This window comes from Bradyrhizobium sp. 2S1 (assembly GCF_011516625.5).
Classification (GTDB): Bacteria; Pseudomonadota; Alphaproteobacteria; order Rhizobiales; family Xanthobacteraceae; genus Bradyrhizobium; species Bradyrhizobium septentrionale.
Map to the genome: position 1 here is coordinate 5,034,286 of NZ_CP147717.1, position 15,894 is coordinate 5,050,179.

12 protein-coding genes and 1 pseudogene are annotated in these 15,894 nt (G+C 65.3%); 8 read left to right on the top strand and 5 right to left on the bottom strand.

The annotated features are described in order from the left end of the window. Position 1: 1 nt before the first annotated feature. The 4 genes and pseudogenes from HAP54_RS23780 to HAP54_RS52810 form a co-directional block, all read right to left on the bottom strand. On the bottom strand, positions 2–829 hold the full coding sequence (locus HAP54_RS23780; RefSeq protein ID WP_166304062.1) for a dihydrodipicolinate synthase family protein: 828 nt from the start codon (positions 827–829) through the stop codon (positions 2–4). Positions 830–838: 9 nt separating this feature from the next. After that, positions 839–1,093 carry a hypothetical protein gene (locus tag HAP54_RS23785; protein ID WP_166304064.1) on the bottom strand — a complete coding sequence of 85 codons (255 nt, stop codon included), beginning with the start codon at positions 1,091–1,093 and terminating at the stop codon, positions 839–841. A gap of 177 nt (positions 1,094–1,270) precedes the next feature. Beyond that, the gene (locus HAP54_RS23790; protein ID WP_166304065.1) at positions 1,271–1,546 is read right to left on the bottom strand and encodes a hypothetical protein; all 276 of its coding nucleotides are present in this window, start codon (positions 1,544–1,546) and stop codon (positions 1,271–1,273) included. Between the two features lie 643 nt (positions 1,547–2,189). Continuing rightward, a pseudogene (locus HAP54_RS52810) lies at positions 2,190–3,176 on the bottom strand (IS30 family transposase); the annotation flags it as partial. A 384-nt stretch (positions 3,177–3,560) separates the two neighbouring features. Between HAP54_RS52810 and HAP54_RS23800 the strand changes: the two are divergent. The 7 genes from HAP54_RS23800 (at position 3,561) to HAP54_RS23830 (ending at position 12,125) form a co-directional block, all read left to right on the top strand. Continuing rightward, positions 3,561–3,650: a K(+)-transporting ATPase subunit F gene (locus HAP54_RS23800; RefSeq protein ID WP_016846764.1), complete on the top strand. Its 90-nt coding sequence runs from the start codon at positions 3,561–3,563 to the stop codon at positions 3,648–3,650. A 118-nt stretch (positions 3,651–3,768) separates the two neighbouring features. Next, positions 3,769–5,472: a potassium-transporting ATPase subunit KdpA gene (gene kdpA, locus HAP54_RS23805; protein WP_166304067.1), complete on the top strand. Its 1,704-nt coding sequence runs from the start codon at positions 3,769–3,771 to the stop codon at positions 5,470–5,472. Positions 5,473–5,496: 24 nt separating this feature from the next. Then, entirely contained in the window at positions 5,497–7,608 is a 2,112-nt protein-coding gene (gene kdpB / locus HAP54_RS23810; RefSeq protein WP_166304069.1) for a potassium-transporting ATPase subunit KdpB, read from the top strand. A gap of 12 nt (positions 7,609–7,620) precedes the next feature. Beyond that, positions 7,621–8,226: a K(+)-transporting ATPase subunit C gene (locus tag HAP54_RS23815; RefSeq protein ID WP_166304071.1), complete on the top strand. Its 606-nt coding sequence runs from the start codon at positions 7,621–7,623 to the stop codon at positions 8,224–8,226. A gap of 39 nt (positions 8,227–8,265) precedes the next feature. After that, positions 8,266–10,977, top strand: a complete 2,712-nt coding sequence (locus HAP54_RS23820; RefSeq protein WP_166304073.1) for a sensor histidine kinase — start codon at positions 8,266–8,268, stop codon at positions 10,975–10,977. Next, positions 10,974–11,663 carry a response regulator gene (locus HAP54_RS23825; protein WP_029079080.1) on the top strand — a complete coding sequence of 230 codons (690 nt, stop codon included), beginning with the start codon at positions 10,974–10,976 and terminating at the stop codon, positions 11,661–11,663. The genes HAP54_RS23820 and HAP54_RS23825 overlap by 4 nt, the downstream gene beginning before the upstream one ends. A 228-nt stretch (positions 11,664–11,891) precedes the next feature. Then, positions 11,892–12,125, top strand: coding sequence for a DUF6496 domain-containing protein (locus HAP54_RS23830; protein ID WP_166304075.1), 234 nt, complete (start codon positions 11,892–11,894; stop codon positions 12,123–12,125). 112 nt (positions 12,126–12,237) lie between these two features. On the opposite strand, the gene HAP54_RS23835 is transcribed toward HAP54_RS23830, so the two are convergent. Continuing rightward, entirely contained in the window at positions 12,238–13,125 is an 888-nt protein-coding gene (locus HAP54_RS23835; protein WP_166304077.1) for a Ku protein, read from the bottom strand. A 106-nt stretch (positions 13,126–13,231) separates the two neighbouring features. Here HAP54_RS23835 and ligD point away from each other — a divergent pair, with 106 nt between their 5' ends. Then, the gene (ligD, locus tag HAP54_RS23840) at positions 13,232–15,889 is read left to right on the top strand and encodes a DNA ligase D (RefSeq protein ID WP_166304079.1); all 2,658 of its coding nucleotides are present in this window, start codon (positions 13,232–13,234) and stop codon (positions 15,887–15,889) included. The last annotated feature ends 5 nt before the right edge of the window (positions 15,890–15,894 follow it).

Consider the following 15,894-nt stretch of genomic DNA (forward strand, 5'->3'; position numbering starts at 1 on the left):
GTCATTCATCCGATAGCGGTGCCGCGTCGGCAATATATTCGTTGGCAAGCTCGGCCATCGCCTGCGCGAGCTCGGCTTTCGCCGATCCGTTGAGTTGGACGATCGGCAGCCGCGTCGCCGGCTGCATGAACCCGAGCAGCGCCAGCGCGAATTTCAAGGCGGCGGGATGCTCGCGCTCCAGCAGGGTCGCAAGCGGCACCAGCCGCTGGTGCAACTCGCGCGCCTGATACAACCGTCCCGCGCGGAAATGCCTGTGGACGGCCACATACAGATCGGGCGCGACGTCGCCGCCGCCGTCACGCAATCCCACGATGCGGGGCGCTGCGGCGAGCTCGAGCAGCGTCTCGTCGATGAGGCCCTTCACCCTCCGCGACGGGATGTCGTGCAGGATCACCGGCAGCGTGGTGGCCGCGGTGATGGCGCGGAAATGCGCCGCCATGCCCTGCGGCATCGGCTTGTTGTAATAGGGCACGACCGACATGATGGCGTCGGCGTCGGCGCCGGCCGCCGCCGCGGCCCGCGTGAACATGACGGCGCGATCGGTTGCGTTCGACCCGGCGCCGGCGATGATGCGGACCCGCTTGCGCGCGACGCCGGCTGCGATGCGAACCAAGTGCACGCGCTCTGCAGGCTCCAGCGTCGAGCTTTCGCCCGCGGTCTCGCCGACCACCAGCGCGGTCGCGCCGGCCGAGATCTGGCGCTCGCACAGCCGGCCGAACGCCTCGGCGTCGATCTCGCCCTGATGGTTGAAGGGGGTCGGAAGATCGGGGATGTAGCCCGACAGCCATTCGGCCGTGTCCGCTTTCGCAGTCACCGCTTTCGCAGTCATGGGGGTGGCTCAGGCCACGCGGCTTGCGGGGAGGTTCGCGGTCTCGCCGCGCATATCGAGTTCGATCTCGCGCGACAGCTCGACGATCATTTCAGGGTGCTGGCCGTTCTCGAACAGCGCGTATTTGACGGCCTGCGCGCGGTTGACGAACAGGCCGCCATAGAGGCCGTTCTGTTGCTGGGCGACCCACTGGCCGCGGTGGTTGCCGCCGATGAAGACGATGGTGGACGCTGCGCTACACGAGGGAGGCTCGACGAGTTTCACGGTGGTAGTCCTTGCTCTTTAGTTTTTGACGCGTTTTCTTCACGCGAACCGGTATCCACTTCGCTCGAAAACGCTTTGGTCACAGTCACGCGATCAAATGTCTGATTTGCCGGATATGAAATCGAGCGCGTGCGACCAGCGACTTCATAGGAGCGGCATAGGATTTGAGGGGTGATTTCAGAGGCGCTGGACGATGCCGGTGCCGAGCGCGCACAGCGCGACATAGGCGATCATCTCGTCCCAGTGATTGAGGTTTCTGGCAAACGGTATCTCGCGCTTGACGAGCCCGGCCAGCGCGCAGATCAGCGCCGACATCCACAATAGCGTGACGAGGCCCTTGCCGAAGCCTGTGCCGGCGAACACGGCGAAGCCGATCATGATGGCGAGCCGGAAGCCGAACCGGACCAGGACCTGGGCCGACTGCAGCTGCCGTGGCAGTTGCTTGGTGTTCACGGCGGGGCCGCCGTCAGCCGATATTGTCGACGAACAGCGGCTCGTAGAGCGAGCGCGTGTCGCGGCGGACGGTGGGTACGCTGGTCCGGCTGTCGGGCGCAGAGATCCGCTGTGCCTCGACGAAGGCGCTGAGGATCGCCAGCGCAAGATCGGTATGGTGGGTTTCGATCGACTGGTCGAGCCAGTCCGGAAGTTCGCGTTCGCGCGACAATGCGCAATGCCATTCGCCCTCGTCATAGACCAGGCGGCGGACCTGCCATTGCGGCAGTTCGAGATCGAGCAGCGCGATCGCTGCATCGGTCCAGGCGCCGGACTGGATCAGGCGCTCGACCCGGGCGCTCTTGCCGTTCTGCCCGACCGAGGGAAAGCGCCGGCAGGTCTGGCTGATGATGTCGGCCATGAACTCGGCAGTGACCGCATACGCGTCGCGCAGCCGGTCGCCGAGGTCGGTCGAGGAGTTTTGGGATAGCACGGACATGACGTCATCTCGTTCTACGCGCGGCCCAAGAAGGAGTGGCTCGAGGCATTGGCCGCAGGCCCAAAATGGCCGGATAGCCATTTGAAAACGAGATGAAGCGAGGGGCGGAGATATAGGGATTCCATAAAGATGGAACGGGTCCTGTCGTCCTGGCGCAGGCCGGGAGGTGGATTCACACTCGAAGTGCAACACTTGGGAGAAGGCCTCGGCGGGAGTTTGGAAGTCAAGAGATTTGCGCGGGGTGTTGTTGTAGGCGTTGAAGGACTGATGGAAGCGGCGGGTCGGGAGGGTTGCGAGGTCGGTTTTGCGCGGGATGAAGCGCCGCATTCGACCGATCGCATTCTCGATGCCGCCCTTCTGCCAGGGCGCGTGCGGATCGCAGAAGAAGGTCTCGATCGCGAGGCGGTGCAGCGCCGTGTGGCAGGCGAACTCGGTGCCATTGTCGAAGGTGACGGTCTGGCACAGGTCCTGTGGCAGGGATGCGAACAAGCGAACGAGATGACGGGCGACCCCGCGCGCAACCTTGCTGGCGAGGCGGATGCCGAGCAGCAGGCGCGAGGTGCGCTCATGCACAGTCAGGACGGCCTGACCGTATTTGGAGAACATCATCAGGTCGGCTTCCCAATGACCGGGAGTGCTGCGATCGGCGGCCTCGATAGGCCGTTGATCCAAGGAAACACGGCCTTCGATGAAGCTTGCGGGGCTGCCGCCCTTCTTGCCGCGGTAACCGCGCTTGCTCTTGCCGCGTGGCAGATAACGCCGCCAGCTGAAGTCCGAGGTGCGTCGGATCTGGGCGTAGATGAAGCGGTAGATGGTCTCGTGGGAGATCACCTTGCGGCCGTGTTCGCGGGCCAGCCGGCCGGCGACCTGCTCGGGCGACCAGCCCCGACCCAGGCGTTCCAACACCGCACGGCGCAGGCCGGGCTCCCGTTCGAGGCGTACGCCCGTCCAGCGCCGTGCTCGCATCTGTTGCTGGGCATAGCTGGGTTTGTAGCCGACCTGGACGCCTCGATTGCGGGTCAGCTCCCGAGAGATCGTTGATGGCGAGCGATCCAGAGCTGCCGCGATTTGCCGGACCGAGCTGCCATTGGCCGAAAGCCGGGCAATCTCGCATCGCTCGTCCAGGGATAGCTGCTCGTAACTCCGCCCCATCGCAACACCTCCTCAAGGAAGTGTTGCACTTCGTTTGTGAACTCAGGGGACCCATAACCACCGTCGGTTGCAGGCTCAATGTCTAGCCGCGTGTCTTTCCTGAGGCCGCGGCGTATGGGTCCTGGCATTCGCCAGGACGACACCTGAACCGCCCGTGACCTTTATAGGATTCCTATAACGTCCTTATGCGCCACATCTCGAAAACCTATGCCCCGGATGGCACCTCACCACCATCCGGCGCGGAGCGCTTATACGGTCGCCCGTGCCCTGTGACGCATAGGAGTCTCACATGATGGACATTCTCATGGCGGCGCTCGGGATCGGCTTCTTCGCGGCCGGCATCGGCTACGCCTACGCCTGCGAACGACTGTAAGGGAGGCGGCGATGATCTTCGATTACTCGCTCGCCGGCCTCGTCTCGCTCGGCCTGTTGTTCTACCTCACCTACGCTTTGCTGCGGCCCGAACGCTTCTAAGCGATCGCGATGCTCGCGCTTTGCACAATTCTGCTAGCCGACGCGGTGCTGACCGGGCTGTTGCTCGGCCTGTTCGCGTCGCTGCTGCGCTTCGCACCCATTCGAAAGGCTTGACGCAATGACCGTCATCGGCTGGATTCAAATTATTCTGTTTTGCGCGATCGTGATCGCGCTGGTCAAACCGCTCGGCTGGTACATGACCCGCGTGTTCAACGGCGAGCACACCTTCCTCTCGCCTGTGCTGCGCCCGGTCGAGCGCGCGATCTACTGGGTCGGCGGCGTCGACGAGCGGCGCGAGCAGCACTGGCTCACCTATACGGTCGCCATGCTGCTGTTCCATGTCGGCGGCTTCGCTCTGATCTACGGCCTGATGCGGCTGCAGGCGGTGCTGCCGTTCAACCCGGCCGGACAGTCGGCCGTGGCCGAGGATCTCTCCTTCAACACCGCGATCTCCTTCATCACCAACACCAACTGGCAGAACTACGGCGGCGAGAGCACGCTGTCCTATCTGGTCCAGATGCTCGGCCTGACCCACCAGAACTTCCTGTCGGCGGCGACCGGCATCGCGCTCGCGATGGCGCTGATCCGCGGCTTTACCCGCTCGTCAATGCGCACGGTCGGCAATTTCTGGGTCGACGTCACGCGCTGCACGCTCTATGTGCTGCTGCCGATCTGCATCGTCTATGCGCTGTTCCTGGTCTGGCAGGGCATGCCGCAGACGCTCGGCGCCTATGTCGACGCCACCACGCTGGAAGGCGGCAAGCAGACCATCGCGCTCGGCCCGGTGGCCTCGCAGGTTGCGATCAAGATGCTCGGCACCAACGGCGGCGGCTTCTTCAATGCCAACGCCGCGCATCCGTTCGAGAACCCGACCGCATTGTCGAACCTCGTGCAGATGATCTCGATCTTCGCGCTTGGCGCGGCGATGACCAACGTGTTCGGCCGCATGGTCGGCAACGAGCGCCAGGGCTGGGCGATCTTCGCCGTGATGGGCATCCTGTTCGTCGCCGGCGTTGTCGTCACCTATTGGGCGGAAGCCAACGGCACCTCGGCGCTGCAGGCGCTGGGCCTGACGGGCGGCAACATGGAGGGCAAGGAGGTCCGCTTCGGCATCGTCGCGTCCTCGCTGTTCGCCGTCGTCACCACCGCCGCCTCCTGCGGCGCGGTCAATGCCATGCATGACAGCTTCACCGCGCTCGGCGGCATGATCCCGCTGATCAACATGCAGCTCGGCGAAGTCATCATCGGCGGCGTCGGCGCCGGCTTCTACGGCATGCTGCTGTTCGTCGTGCTGGCGATCTTCGTCGCCGGCCTGATGGTCGGCCGCACCCCGGAATATGTCGGCAAGAAGATCGAGGCGCGCGAGGTCAAGATGGCGATGCTCGCGATCCTGGTGCTGCCGCTGATGTATCTCGGCTGGACCGCGGTCGGCGTGGTGCTGCCGTCGGCGGTGGCCTCGATGGCCAATGCCGGCCCGCACGGCTTCACCGAGGTGCTCTATGCCTTCACCTCGGCGACCGGCAATAACGGCTCGGCGTTCGGAGGCCTCACCGGCAACACCTTGTTCTACAACCTGACGCTCGCGTCTGCGATGTTCGTCGGCCGCTTCTTCATGATCGTGCCGGCGATGGCGATCGCGGGATCGCTGGTCGAGAAGAAGTCGATCCCGGCCTCGGCGGGCACGTTCCCGACCACCGGCGGCCTGTTCGTCGGCCTCGTCATCGGCGTCATCTTGATCATCGGCGGCCTGACCTTCTTCCCGGCGCTGGCGCTCGGGCCGATCGTCGAGCACCTCGCCATGAACGCCAACACCCTGTTTTGATCCGATACGTCCGGAGTGACATCCATGGAAACCATGAAACTGCAGAAGCAGGTGACGGCGTCGACCATGCTCGACCCGAAGATCCTGGTGCCGGCGATCTGGTCGGCCTTCGTCAAGCTCGATCCTCGCCTGATGGCGAAGAATCCCGTGATGTTCGTCGTCGAGGTCGTGGCCGCGCTGACCACCGTGATCTTCGTGCGCGACCTCGTCACCGGCGGCGCCAATCTCGGCTTCACCTTCCAGATCATCCTCTGGCTCTGGTTCACGGTGCTGTTCGCCAACTTCGCCGAAGCGGTCGCTGAAGGCCGCGGCAAGGCGCAGGCGGAATCGCTGAAGAAGACCCGCACCGAGAGCCAGGCCAAGCTGCTCACCGGCACCGACCGGACCTACCGGATGGTGCCGGGCACCTCGCTGAAGGTCGGCGATGTCGTGCTGGTCGAGGCCGGCGACAACATCCCGTCGGACGGCGAGGTGATCGAAGGCGTCGCTTCGGTCAATGAAGCGGCGATCACTGGCGAGTCAGCGCCGGTCATCCGCGAATCCGGCGGTGACCGTTCGGCAGTCACCGGCGGCACCCAGGTGCTGTCGGACTGGATTCGCGTCCGCATCACCGCGGCGCAGGGTTCGACCTTCATCGACCGCATGATCAAGCTGGTGGAGGGCGCCGAGCGGCAGAAGACGCCGAACGAGATCGCGCTCAACATCCTGCTCGCCGGCCTCACCATCATCTTCGTGTTCGCCACGGTGACGATCCCGAGCTATGCGGCCTATGCCGGCGGCTCGATCTCGGTCGTGGTGCTGGTGGCGCTGTTCGTGACGCTGATCCCGACCACGATCGGCGCGCTATTGTCGGCGATCGGTATCGCCGGCATGGACCGCCTGGTGCGCTTCAACGTGCTGGCGATGTCCGGCCGCGCAGTGGAAGCCGCCGGCGACGTCGACACGCTGCTGCTCGACAAGACCGGCACCATCACGCTCGGCAACCGCCAGGCGACGGCGTTCCGTCCGATCCGCGGCGTCTCCGAGCAGGACCTCGCCGACGCGGCGCAGCTAGCTTCGCTCGCCGACGAAACGCCGGAAGGCCGCTCGATCGTGGTGCTCGCCAAGGAGAAGTACGGCATCCGCGGCCGCGACATGCATGAGCTTGCCGCGACCTTCGTGCCCTTCACCGCGCAGACCCGCATGAGCGGCATCGATGCCGGCTCCTCGTCGGTCCGCAAGGGCGCGGTGGACGCGATCCTCAGCTATGTCGACGGCGGCTCGCCCCGCACGGTCGCATCGGGCAACACCGTCCGCGCGGTTGCGGCGACGATGAGCGCGGAAGCGCGCGAGATCCAGTCGATCGCCGACGAGATCGCCAAGGCCGGCGGCACGCCGTTGGCCGTCGCCAAGGACGGCAAGCTGCTCGGCGTCGTGCATCTGAAGGACATCGTCAAGGGCGGTATCCGTGAGCGCTTTGCCGAATTGCGCCGCATGGGCATCCGCACCGTGATGATTACCGGCGACAATCCGATGACCGCGGCCGCGATCGCGGCCGAGGCTGGCGTCGACGACTTCCTGGCGCAGGCGACGCCCGAGGACAAGCTCAAGCTGATCCGCGACGAGCAGTCCAAGGGCAAGCTGGTCGCGATGTGCGGCGACGGCACCAACGACGCGCCGGCGCTCGCGCAGGCCGATGTCGGTGTCGCCATGAACACCGGCACGCAGGCCGCCCGCGAGGCCGGCAACATGGTCGACCTCGACTCCAACCCGACCAAGCTGATCGAGGTGGTCGAGATCGGAAAGCAGCTGTTGATGACCCGCGGCGCGCTCACCACGTTCTCGATCGCCAACGACGTCGCAAAGTATTTTGCGATCATCCCGGCGATGTTCCTCGCGTTCTATCCGCAGCTCGAGGTGCTGAACGTGATGCGGCTGGCAAGCCCGCAGAGTGCGATCCTGTCGGCGATCATCTTCAACGCGCTGATCATCATCGCGCTGATCCCGCTGGCGCTGAAGGGCGTCAAGTATCGCGCCGTCGGTGCCGGTGCGCTGCTCGGCCGCAACCTGATGATCTACGGCCTCGGCGGCATCATCATCCCGTTCATCGGCATCAAGGCGATCGACCTCATCGTCGCCGCCCTGGGCCTGGCTTAAGGAGCCGCAATCATGTTGAGAGAAATTCGTCCCGCCATCCTCGTGCTGGTCCTGCTGACCGCGATCACGGGCCTTGCCTATCCGCTCGCCATTACCGGGATCGCCGGCGTCATCTTTCCGAGGCAGGCGCAAGGCAGCCTGATCGAGAAGGACGGCAAGGTGATCGGCTCCGCCCTGATCGGGCAGGAGTTCAAGGAGGACAAATACTTCCACGGCCGGCCGTCGGCGACGGTGGCGCCCGATCCGAACGATTCCTCGAAGACGGTGCCGGCGCCGTACAACGCGGCCAATTCCGGCGGCTCCAACCTCGGCCCGACCAGCAAGGCGCTGAACGACCGCATCAAGGACGATGTCGAGAAGCTGAAGGCGGAGAATCCGACCGCCAGCGTGCCGGTCGATCTCGTCACCACCTCGGCCAGCGGCCTCGATCCCGACATCTCGCCGGACGCCGCGCTGTTCCAGGTGCCGCGGGTCGCCAAGGCGCGCAGCATGTCCGAGGACGCGGTGCACCAGCTGGTGACGCAGAACACCCAGGGCCGCTTTGCCGGCGTGCTGGGTGAGCCCCGCGTTAACGTTCTTGCGCTCAACCTGGCGCTCGACGCGGCAAACGCGAAATAGGGGAGTAGGCCGCCACTCGCAGGATGACTATATTGCGGTATGGCCAATCAGCGCGACCCTGAAAAACGACCCTCGCCGGATGCGCTGCTGGAGGCGGCGCGCCGCGAGGCCGATCGTTCGGGACGGCTGAAGATCTTTATCGGCGCAGCCCCCGGCGTCGGCAAGACCTACGAGATGCTGCAAAGCGCCCACGCCCGCCTCAAGGCGGGCGTCGACGTCGTGGTCGGTGTGGTCGAAACCCACGGACGGGTGGAGACCGAGGCGCTGCTCAGGGGTCTCGAAGTGCTGCCGCGCAAGCGGCTGGCCTATCGCGACCAGACGCTCGAGGAAATGGACCTCGACGCCTTGATCGCGCGGCGGCCGCAGCTCGCGCTGGTCGACGAGCTCGCCCACACCAATGCGCCGGGCAGCCGGCATCCCAAGCGCTATCTCGACGTCGAGGAGCTGCTGTCGCACGGCATCGACGTCTACACCGCGATCAACATCCAGCACATCGAGAGCCTCAACGACGTCGTCGCGCAGATCACCCATGTGCGGGTGCGCGAGACCGTGCCGGACTCGGTGGTCGATCGCGCCGATGCCATCGAGCTGATCGACCTCACGCCGGACGATCTGATCCAGCGGCTGAAGGAGGGCAAGGTCTATGTGCCCAAGCAGGCCGAGCGGGCGCTGGAGCATTATTTCTCGCCCGGCAATCTGACCGCGCTGCGCGAGCTGGCGCTGCGCCGCACCGCCGAGCGGGTCGACGAACAGCTGCTCACCCACATGCAGGCCAATGCCATCCAGGGTCCCTGGGCGGCAGGCGAGCGGATCCTGGTTTGCCTCAGCGAGGACCCGCGCGCGGCCGGCCTCGTCCGCTACACGAAACGTCTGGCCGACCGGCTGCATGCGCAATGGACTGCCGTCAGCATCGAAACGCGGCGCAGCCTGCAATTGACCGACGAGCAGCGCGACCGGCTCTCCGACACCATGCGGCTTGCCGAATCGCTCGGCGGCGAGGCGCTGACGCTTCCCGGTGTCGGCCGCCGCATCGCCGACGATGTCATCAATTTTGCCCAGGCCAACAACGTCACCCAGATCATCATCGGCAAGTCGACGCGCTCGCGCTGGTTCGAGCTGACGCATGGCTCGGTGGTGCACGATCTGGTGCGCCGCGCAGGCAATATCAGCGTCAACGTGATCGCCGGCGACGAGCTGCCGGTCGGCAAGGCGCCGGTGCAGACCGCGCAGCGGCAGGAGCCGTTCAATCCGCGGCCGTATCTGATGTCGCTGCTGCTGGTGGGACTCGGGCTCGGCGCGGCCAAGCTGATCCAGCCGTTCTTCGGCATCGAGAATGTCGACCTCGTCTTCCTCACTGCCGTGGTCGGCGCCGCGGCGCGTTACGGCCTGTGGCCGTCGCTGCTCGCCAGCGTCGCCGCCTCGCTGTGCTACAATTTCTTCTTCCTGCCGCCGGTTTATACCTTCACCATCACCGACCCGACCAATGTCGCGGCGTTCTTCTTCTTCATGCTGATCGCGCTGATCGTCTCCAACGTCGCGGCGCGGGTACGCATCCAGGCCGACACCGCGATCGGCCGCGTCCGCACCACCGAATCGCTCTACGCCTTCAGCCGCAAGCTCGCCGGCACCGCGACGCTCGACGACGTGCTGTGGGCGACCGCCTACCAGATCGCGCTGATGCTGAAGGTGCGCGTGGTGCTGCTGCTGCCGGAGGGCGGGATGCTGACCGTCAAGAGCGGCTACCCGCCGGAAGACCAGCTCGATCAGGCCGATCTTGCCGCCGCCAACTGGGCCTGGGGCAACGATCGCCCGGCCGGTCGCGGCTCCGACACGCTGCCAGGGGGAAAACGGCTGTTCCTGCCGATGCGCACCGGCCGCGGCCCGATCGGCGTGATCGGCATCGACGACGACCGCACCGGGCCGCTGCTGACGCCGGACCAGCGCCGGCTGCTCGATGCGTTGGTCGACCAGGGCGCGCTGGCGATCGAGCGCGTGCTGCTGGTCGAGGACATGGACCGGGTCAAGCGCACGGTCGAATCCGACCGGTTGCGCGGCGCGCTCTTGACCTCGATCTCGCATGATCTGAAGACGCCGCTGGCCTCGGTGCTCGGGTCGGCCTCGGCGCTGCGCGATCTCGGCGCCAGCCTGAGTGACGCCCAGAAGCACGATCTGCTTGCGACCGTGATCGACGAATCCGAACGGCTCAACCGCTTCATCGCCAACCTGCTCGACATGACGAAGCTGGAATCCGGCGCCATCGTGCCGAACACGGCGCGGCACGATGTCGGCGAAATCGTCGGCAGCGCGTTGCGCCGGGCCGGCAAGATCCTGGTCCATCACAGGGTGTCGCTGGAGCTCGCAGCCGACCTGCCGATGCTGGAGCTCGACGCCGTGCTGTTCGAGCAGGTGCTGTTCAACCTGCTCGACAACGCCGCCAAATATGCCCCGTCGGACACCACGATCTCGATCCGCGGCGGCCGCGACCGTGACGCGGTGACGCTGCAGATCCTCGATGAAGGCAACGGCATTCCGGCCTCCGAGCTCGAAAGCGTGTTCGACAAGTTCTATCGCGCCGAGAAGGGCGACCATGTCCGCCCCGGCACCGGCCTCGGCCTTGCGATCTCGCGCGGCTTCGTCGAGGCGATGCGCGGCACGATCGCGGCGGCCAACCGCGCCGACCGGACCGGCGCCGTCATCACCATCCGCCTGCCTGTTACGGCCGACACCAACGCGCTGGACACTGCTGCATGAATGCTATCCCCATCAAGGTCCTGGTCATCGATGACGAGCCACCGATCCGCAAATTGCTGCGGATGGGGCTGAGCACGCAGGGCTACGACATCCTCGAGGCCTCCAACGGCAAGCTGGCGCTGGAGATGCTGGGCGAGGGGCCGGCGCTGATCATCCTCGACCTCGGATTGCCCGATATCCAGGGCCACGATCTCCTCCGCATGATCCGCGGCCGCAACGAGAGCGTCCCGATCGTGGTGCTGTCGAGCCGCGGCGACGAGGCCGGCAAGGTTCAGGCGCTCGATCTCGGCGCCGACGATTACCTGACGAAGCCGTTCGGCATGGACGAATTGCTGGCGCGGCTGCGCGCGGCGCTGCGCCACCAGTTGCAGGTGCAGGGCGAGCGGCCGGTGTTCCGCTCCGGCGATCTCTCGGTCGATCTGGTGCGCCGGATCGTCAAGGTCGGCGACAAGGAGATCAAGTTGTCGCCGAAGGAATACGACCTGCTGCGCGTGCTGGTGCAGCACGCCGGTAAGGTGCTGACTCATCGCTTCCTGCTGAAGGAATTGTGGGACGAACTGACCGACGCGCAATATCTGCGCGTCTATGTCCGCCAGCTCCGCCAGAAGATCGAGGCCGATCCCGAGCGCCCGCAATTCGTGCTGACCGAGACCGGCATCGGCTACCGCCTGCGCGCGGCGGACTGAGCTGTCATGCCCCGCGAAGGCGGGGCATCCAGTACGCCGCGGCTTCTCCGTTCAACCGCTGACGTCTCTGGAATACTGGGTCGCCCGGTCCCGTCTACGCCAAGGCTTCGACGAGGCCATGCTCCCCGGGCGCGCCGAAGCTTTTGCGAAGGCGGCAAGCCGGGCGACGACACCGAGCGGAACTTTCGCTCCTATCGAGGCTTGGTTTCGCTTAGCGGGAGAGAAGCCATGGCAAGGAAATATTCGCGGAAGGCATCTGATGATGTCGAGCGTGTGATGAAGAAACGCAAGGCCGGGACGCTGCGCAGCGGCCGCTCGAAGAAGAAGGTGACGAGCCGCAAGCAGGCGATCGCGATCGGACTATCCGAGGCCCGCGCCAAGGGGCGGAAGGTGCCGAAGAAGGCCGCCAGGAAGACGGCCAAGAAGACGGCGAAGAAGCGCAAGGCTGCGAAGAAGCGGTAGGGCGCCGTCCGTCTACCTTCGTCATGGCCGGGCTTGACCCAGCCATCCACGTCTTTCTGGCCAAGAGGATGGATGCCCGGGTCAAGCCCGGGCACGACGCGTGAAATTCAATTCACCCCGCCTTCCGCGACCGCGCGCTCGACTGGTGCGCCTTCTTCGCCGCATGGCGGTGCGAGGTCGGGCGGCGCGCACTGGAGTGCGCGCGCTTTGCGCCGCCTTTCCGGTCCTTCAGGCTCTGCTTCAGCGCGTCCAGCAGGTTCACCACATTGCTGGGCTTCTCCTCACGCTCGACGGCCTTGATCGGCTTGCTGGCGGCCTTGCGGCGTACCAGCGCTTTCAACGCGGTCTCGTACTCGTCCTTGAATTTCGATGGGTCGAAATGCGCGGCCTTGCTGTCGAGGATGTGGCCGGCGAGTTCGATCATGTCCTTGGTGACCTTCGGGCTCTTGATGTCGTCGAAATAATCGTCGGCATCACGGACCTCGTAGGGGTAGCGCAGCGTGGTGCCGAGCATGCCCTTGTCGAGCGGCTCGATCGCGATCACATGCTCGCGGTTGGTCAGCACGATGCGCGCCAACGCGACCCGGTCCTGGTCCTTCATGGCGTCGCGGATCACCGCGAACGCGTCGGCGCCGGCCTTGCCGTCCGGCCTGATGTAGTAGGGGTGGTCGAGATAACGCTTGTCGATCTCGCCCTCGGGCACAAAGGAATCGATATCGATGGTGTGGTTGCTCTCGATCTGGACCGCCTCGAGCTCGTCCTTCTCGATCTCGACATATTTGCCCTTGCGGACCTCGTAGCCGCGGCCCTTCTGGTCGCCCTCGACGACGTCGCCGGTCTCGGCATCGACCATCTGCTGCTTCAGCCGGTTGCCGGTCTCCCGGTTGATCATATGGAAGCGGGTCTTCTCGACCGCCGTCGAGGCCGGGTAGAGCGCCACCGGGCACGACACCAGCGACAGTTTGAGCGTGCCTTTCCAGTAGGCGCGGGGAGCGGCCATGATCGCCTCCAAACAGCTTGAGTTTGGAACTTGAACGGATACCGTAGGTTTTGGTTCCTGATGGCCGCAGGCTCGCGGCGGCCGCCGTTTGCGCCGAGGCCTGTACGTGTCGCTGAGAAACCTCACCACCTATCGCAAGAAGCGTGACTTCGAGAAGACCAATGAGCCGTCCGGCGACGTCAAGGTGGCGCCCGGCAAGCTACGGCGCTTCGTGATCCAGAAGCATGACGCGACGCGGCTGCATTATGATTTTCGGCTGGAGTTCGACGGCGTCTTCAAGTCCTGGGCGGTGACGCGCGGGCCGTCGCTCGATCCGCATGACAAGCGGCTCGCGGTCGAGGTCGAGGATCATCCGCTCGACTATGGCGATTTCGAAGGCACGATTCCGGAAGGCCAGTATGGCGGCGGCACGGTGCAGCTCTGGGATCGCGGCACCTGGGAATCTGACGATCCCGAGCGCGGCTTCAGGAAGGGTGACCTGAAGTTCACGCTGCGTGGCGACAAGCTGCACGGCAGCTGGGTGCTGGTGCGGATGAAGAACGACCGCTTTGGCGGCAAGCGCACCAACTGGCTCCTGATCAAGCACCGCGATGAATATGCCGTTGACGGCAATGGCGAGGCGATCCTCGACGAGGACCGCTCGGTCGCCTCCGGCCGCTCGATGGCGCAAATCGCCGCCGGCAAGGGGCGGGCGCCGAAGCCGTTCATGCTGGCCAAGGGCAACGGCAAGGCCAAAGCGGACGCGGTCTGGCACTCCAATCATGGTATGGCCGCGGACGCGCGCGCGAAAACCAAGGCGCCGCCGCCCAAGGAAAAACTAAAGGTGCAACTGAATGCACAATTGAAGGCGCCGTCAAAGGCGCAGCCGAAGCAGGTGGCGGCGATGCCGGACTTCGTTCCGCCGCAACTCTGCGCCGCGGTCGAGCGTCCGCCTAATGGCGCGGGCTGGTGCCACGAGATCAAGTTCGACGGCTACCGCGTGCAGCTCCGCGTCGAGGACGGGGAGGCTGACCTGAAGACCCGCAAGGCGCTCGACTGGACCGACAAGTTCGGCGCGATCGCAAAGGAAGCCGCCAAGCTGCCGGACGTCCTGATCGATGGCGAGATTGTTGCGCTCGACGAGAACGGCATGCCGCATTTCTCGACGCTGCAGGCGGCATTGTCCGACGGCAAGACGGATCACTTGATCTTCTACGCCTTCGACCTGCTGTTTGCGGGCAATGAGGATCTCCGCCCGCTGCCGCTCACCGAGCGCAAGGCGCGGCTGAAGGAATTGCTCGCGGCGCGCAAGGGCAAGAACCCCTTGATCCGCTATGTCGAACATTTCGAGGAGAGCGGCGAGGCCGTGCTGGATTCCGCGCGCAAGCTCGGGCTGGAAGGCATCGTCTCCAAGCGGCTCGGCGGCGCCTACCGCTCCGGCCGGTCCGATGACTGGACCAAGGCAAAAATCCGCGCCGGCCATGAGGTGGTGATCGGCGGCTGGAAGACCACCAACGGCAAATTCCGCTCGCTGATGGCCGGCGTCTATCGCGACGATCATCTGGCCTTTGTCGGCATCGTCGGCACCGGCTTCGGCCAGGACACGGTTCGCCGCATCATGCCGGCGCTGAAGGCGGCGGCATCAGATACGAGCCCGTTTGGCGGCAAGGACGCGCCGAAGAAGGCCCGCGACGTGCACTGGCTGAAGCCGGAGCTGGTCGCCGAGATCGAGTTCGCCGGCTGGACCGATGCCGGCAACATCCGCCAGGCCGCATTCAAGGGCCTGCGCCAGGACAAGCCGGCGCATGAGGTCGAGGCCGAGCGGCCGATCGTGACCAAAGTGGTGAAGCCGATGGCCAAAGGAAGATCATCCGGGAAATCCTCCGGCGAGGTGATGGGCGTCGCCATTTCCCATCCGGACAAGGCATTGTGGCCCGATGCCGGCGACGGCACGCCGGTGACAAAGCTCGATCTCGCCAGCTATTTCGAGGCGGTCGGCACATGGATGATCGGCTACCTCAAGGGCCGGCCATGTTCGATCGTGCGCGCCCCCGATGGCATCAAGGGTGAGACCTTCTTCCAGCGTCACGCGATGGCCGGCACGTCGAAGCTCCTGAAGCTCGCCAAGGTGTCCGGCGACCGCAAACCCTATCTGCAGATCGACCAGGTCGAGGGCCTGGCTGCGGTTGCGCAGCTCGGCGGCCTTGAGCTGCATCCCTGGAATTGCGCGCCGGATGCCTATGACACGCCGGGCCGGCTGGTGTTCGATCTCGATCCCGCGCCTGATGTCGCGTTCAGCGACGTGATCGATGCGGCGAAGGACATGCGCCAGCGGCTGTCGGCCGTGGGCCTCGAAAGCTTCTGCAAGACCACCGGCGGCAAGGGTCTTCATGTCGTGACGCCGCTGCTCGCAGGCGCCAGGGACAAGGTGACGTGGAAGGAAGCCAAGGCATTCGCGCAAGGCATCTGCCAGTGGATGGCGCAGGACGATCCCGAGCGCTATCTGATCAACATGTCCAAGGCCAAGCGCACCGGAAAGATCTTCCTCGACTATCTGCGCAACGACCGGCTCTCGACGGCGGTCGCGGTGCTGTCGCCGCGGGCGCGTCCGGGCGCGACGGTGTCGATGCCGCTGACCTGGCCGCAGCTGCGCGGCGATCTCGATCCAAAGAAGTATACGGTGCGGACAGTGCCGGCGCTGCTGGCGAAGACCAAGGCGTGGGACGGCTACGAGGATGCGGCATCGTCGATCACGGCGGCGATGAAGAAGCTTGCGGCTAAGTAGCAAAT

Coding starts and splice junctions, on each gene's coding strand:
- HAP54_RS23780 (WP_166304062.1), bottom strand. CDS start 829: ATGACTGCGAAAGCGGTGACTGCGAAAGCGGACACGGCCGAATGGCTG.
- HAP54_RS23800 (WP_016846764.1), top strand. CDS start 3,561: ATGATCTTCGATTACTCGCTCGCCGGCCTCGTCTCGCTCGGCCTGTTG.
- kdpA (WP_166304067.1), top strand. CDS start 3,769: ATGACCGTCATCGGCTGGATTCAAATTATTCTGTTTTGCGCGATCGTG.
- kdpB (WP_166304069.1), top strand. CDS start 5,497: ATGGAAACCATGAAACTGCAGAAGCAGGTGACGGCGTCGACCATGCTC.
- HAP54_RS23815 (WP_166304071.1), top strand. CDS start 7,621: ATGTTGAGAGAAATTCGTCCCGCCATCCTCGTGCTGGTCCTGCTGACC.
- HAP54_RS23820 (WP_166304073.1), top strand. CDS start 8,266: ATGGCCAATCAGCGCGACCCTGAAAAACGACCCTCGCCGGATGCGCTG.
- HAP54_RS23825 (WP_029079080.1), top strand. CDS start 10,974: ATGAATGCTATCCCCATCAAGGTCCTGGTCATCGATGACGAGCCACCG.
- HAP54_RS23830 (WP_166304075.1), top strand. CDS start 11,892: ATGGCAAGGAAATATTCGCGGAAGGCATCTGATGATGTCGAGCGTGTG.
- HAP54_RS23835 (WP_166304077.1), bottom strand. CDS start 13,125: ATGGCCGCTCCCCGCGCCTACTGGAAAGGCACGCTCAAACTGTCGCTG.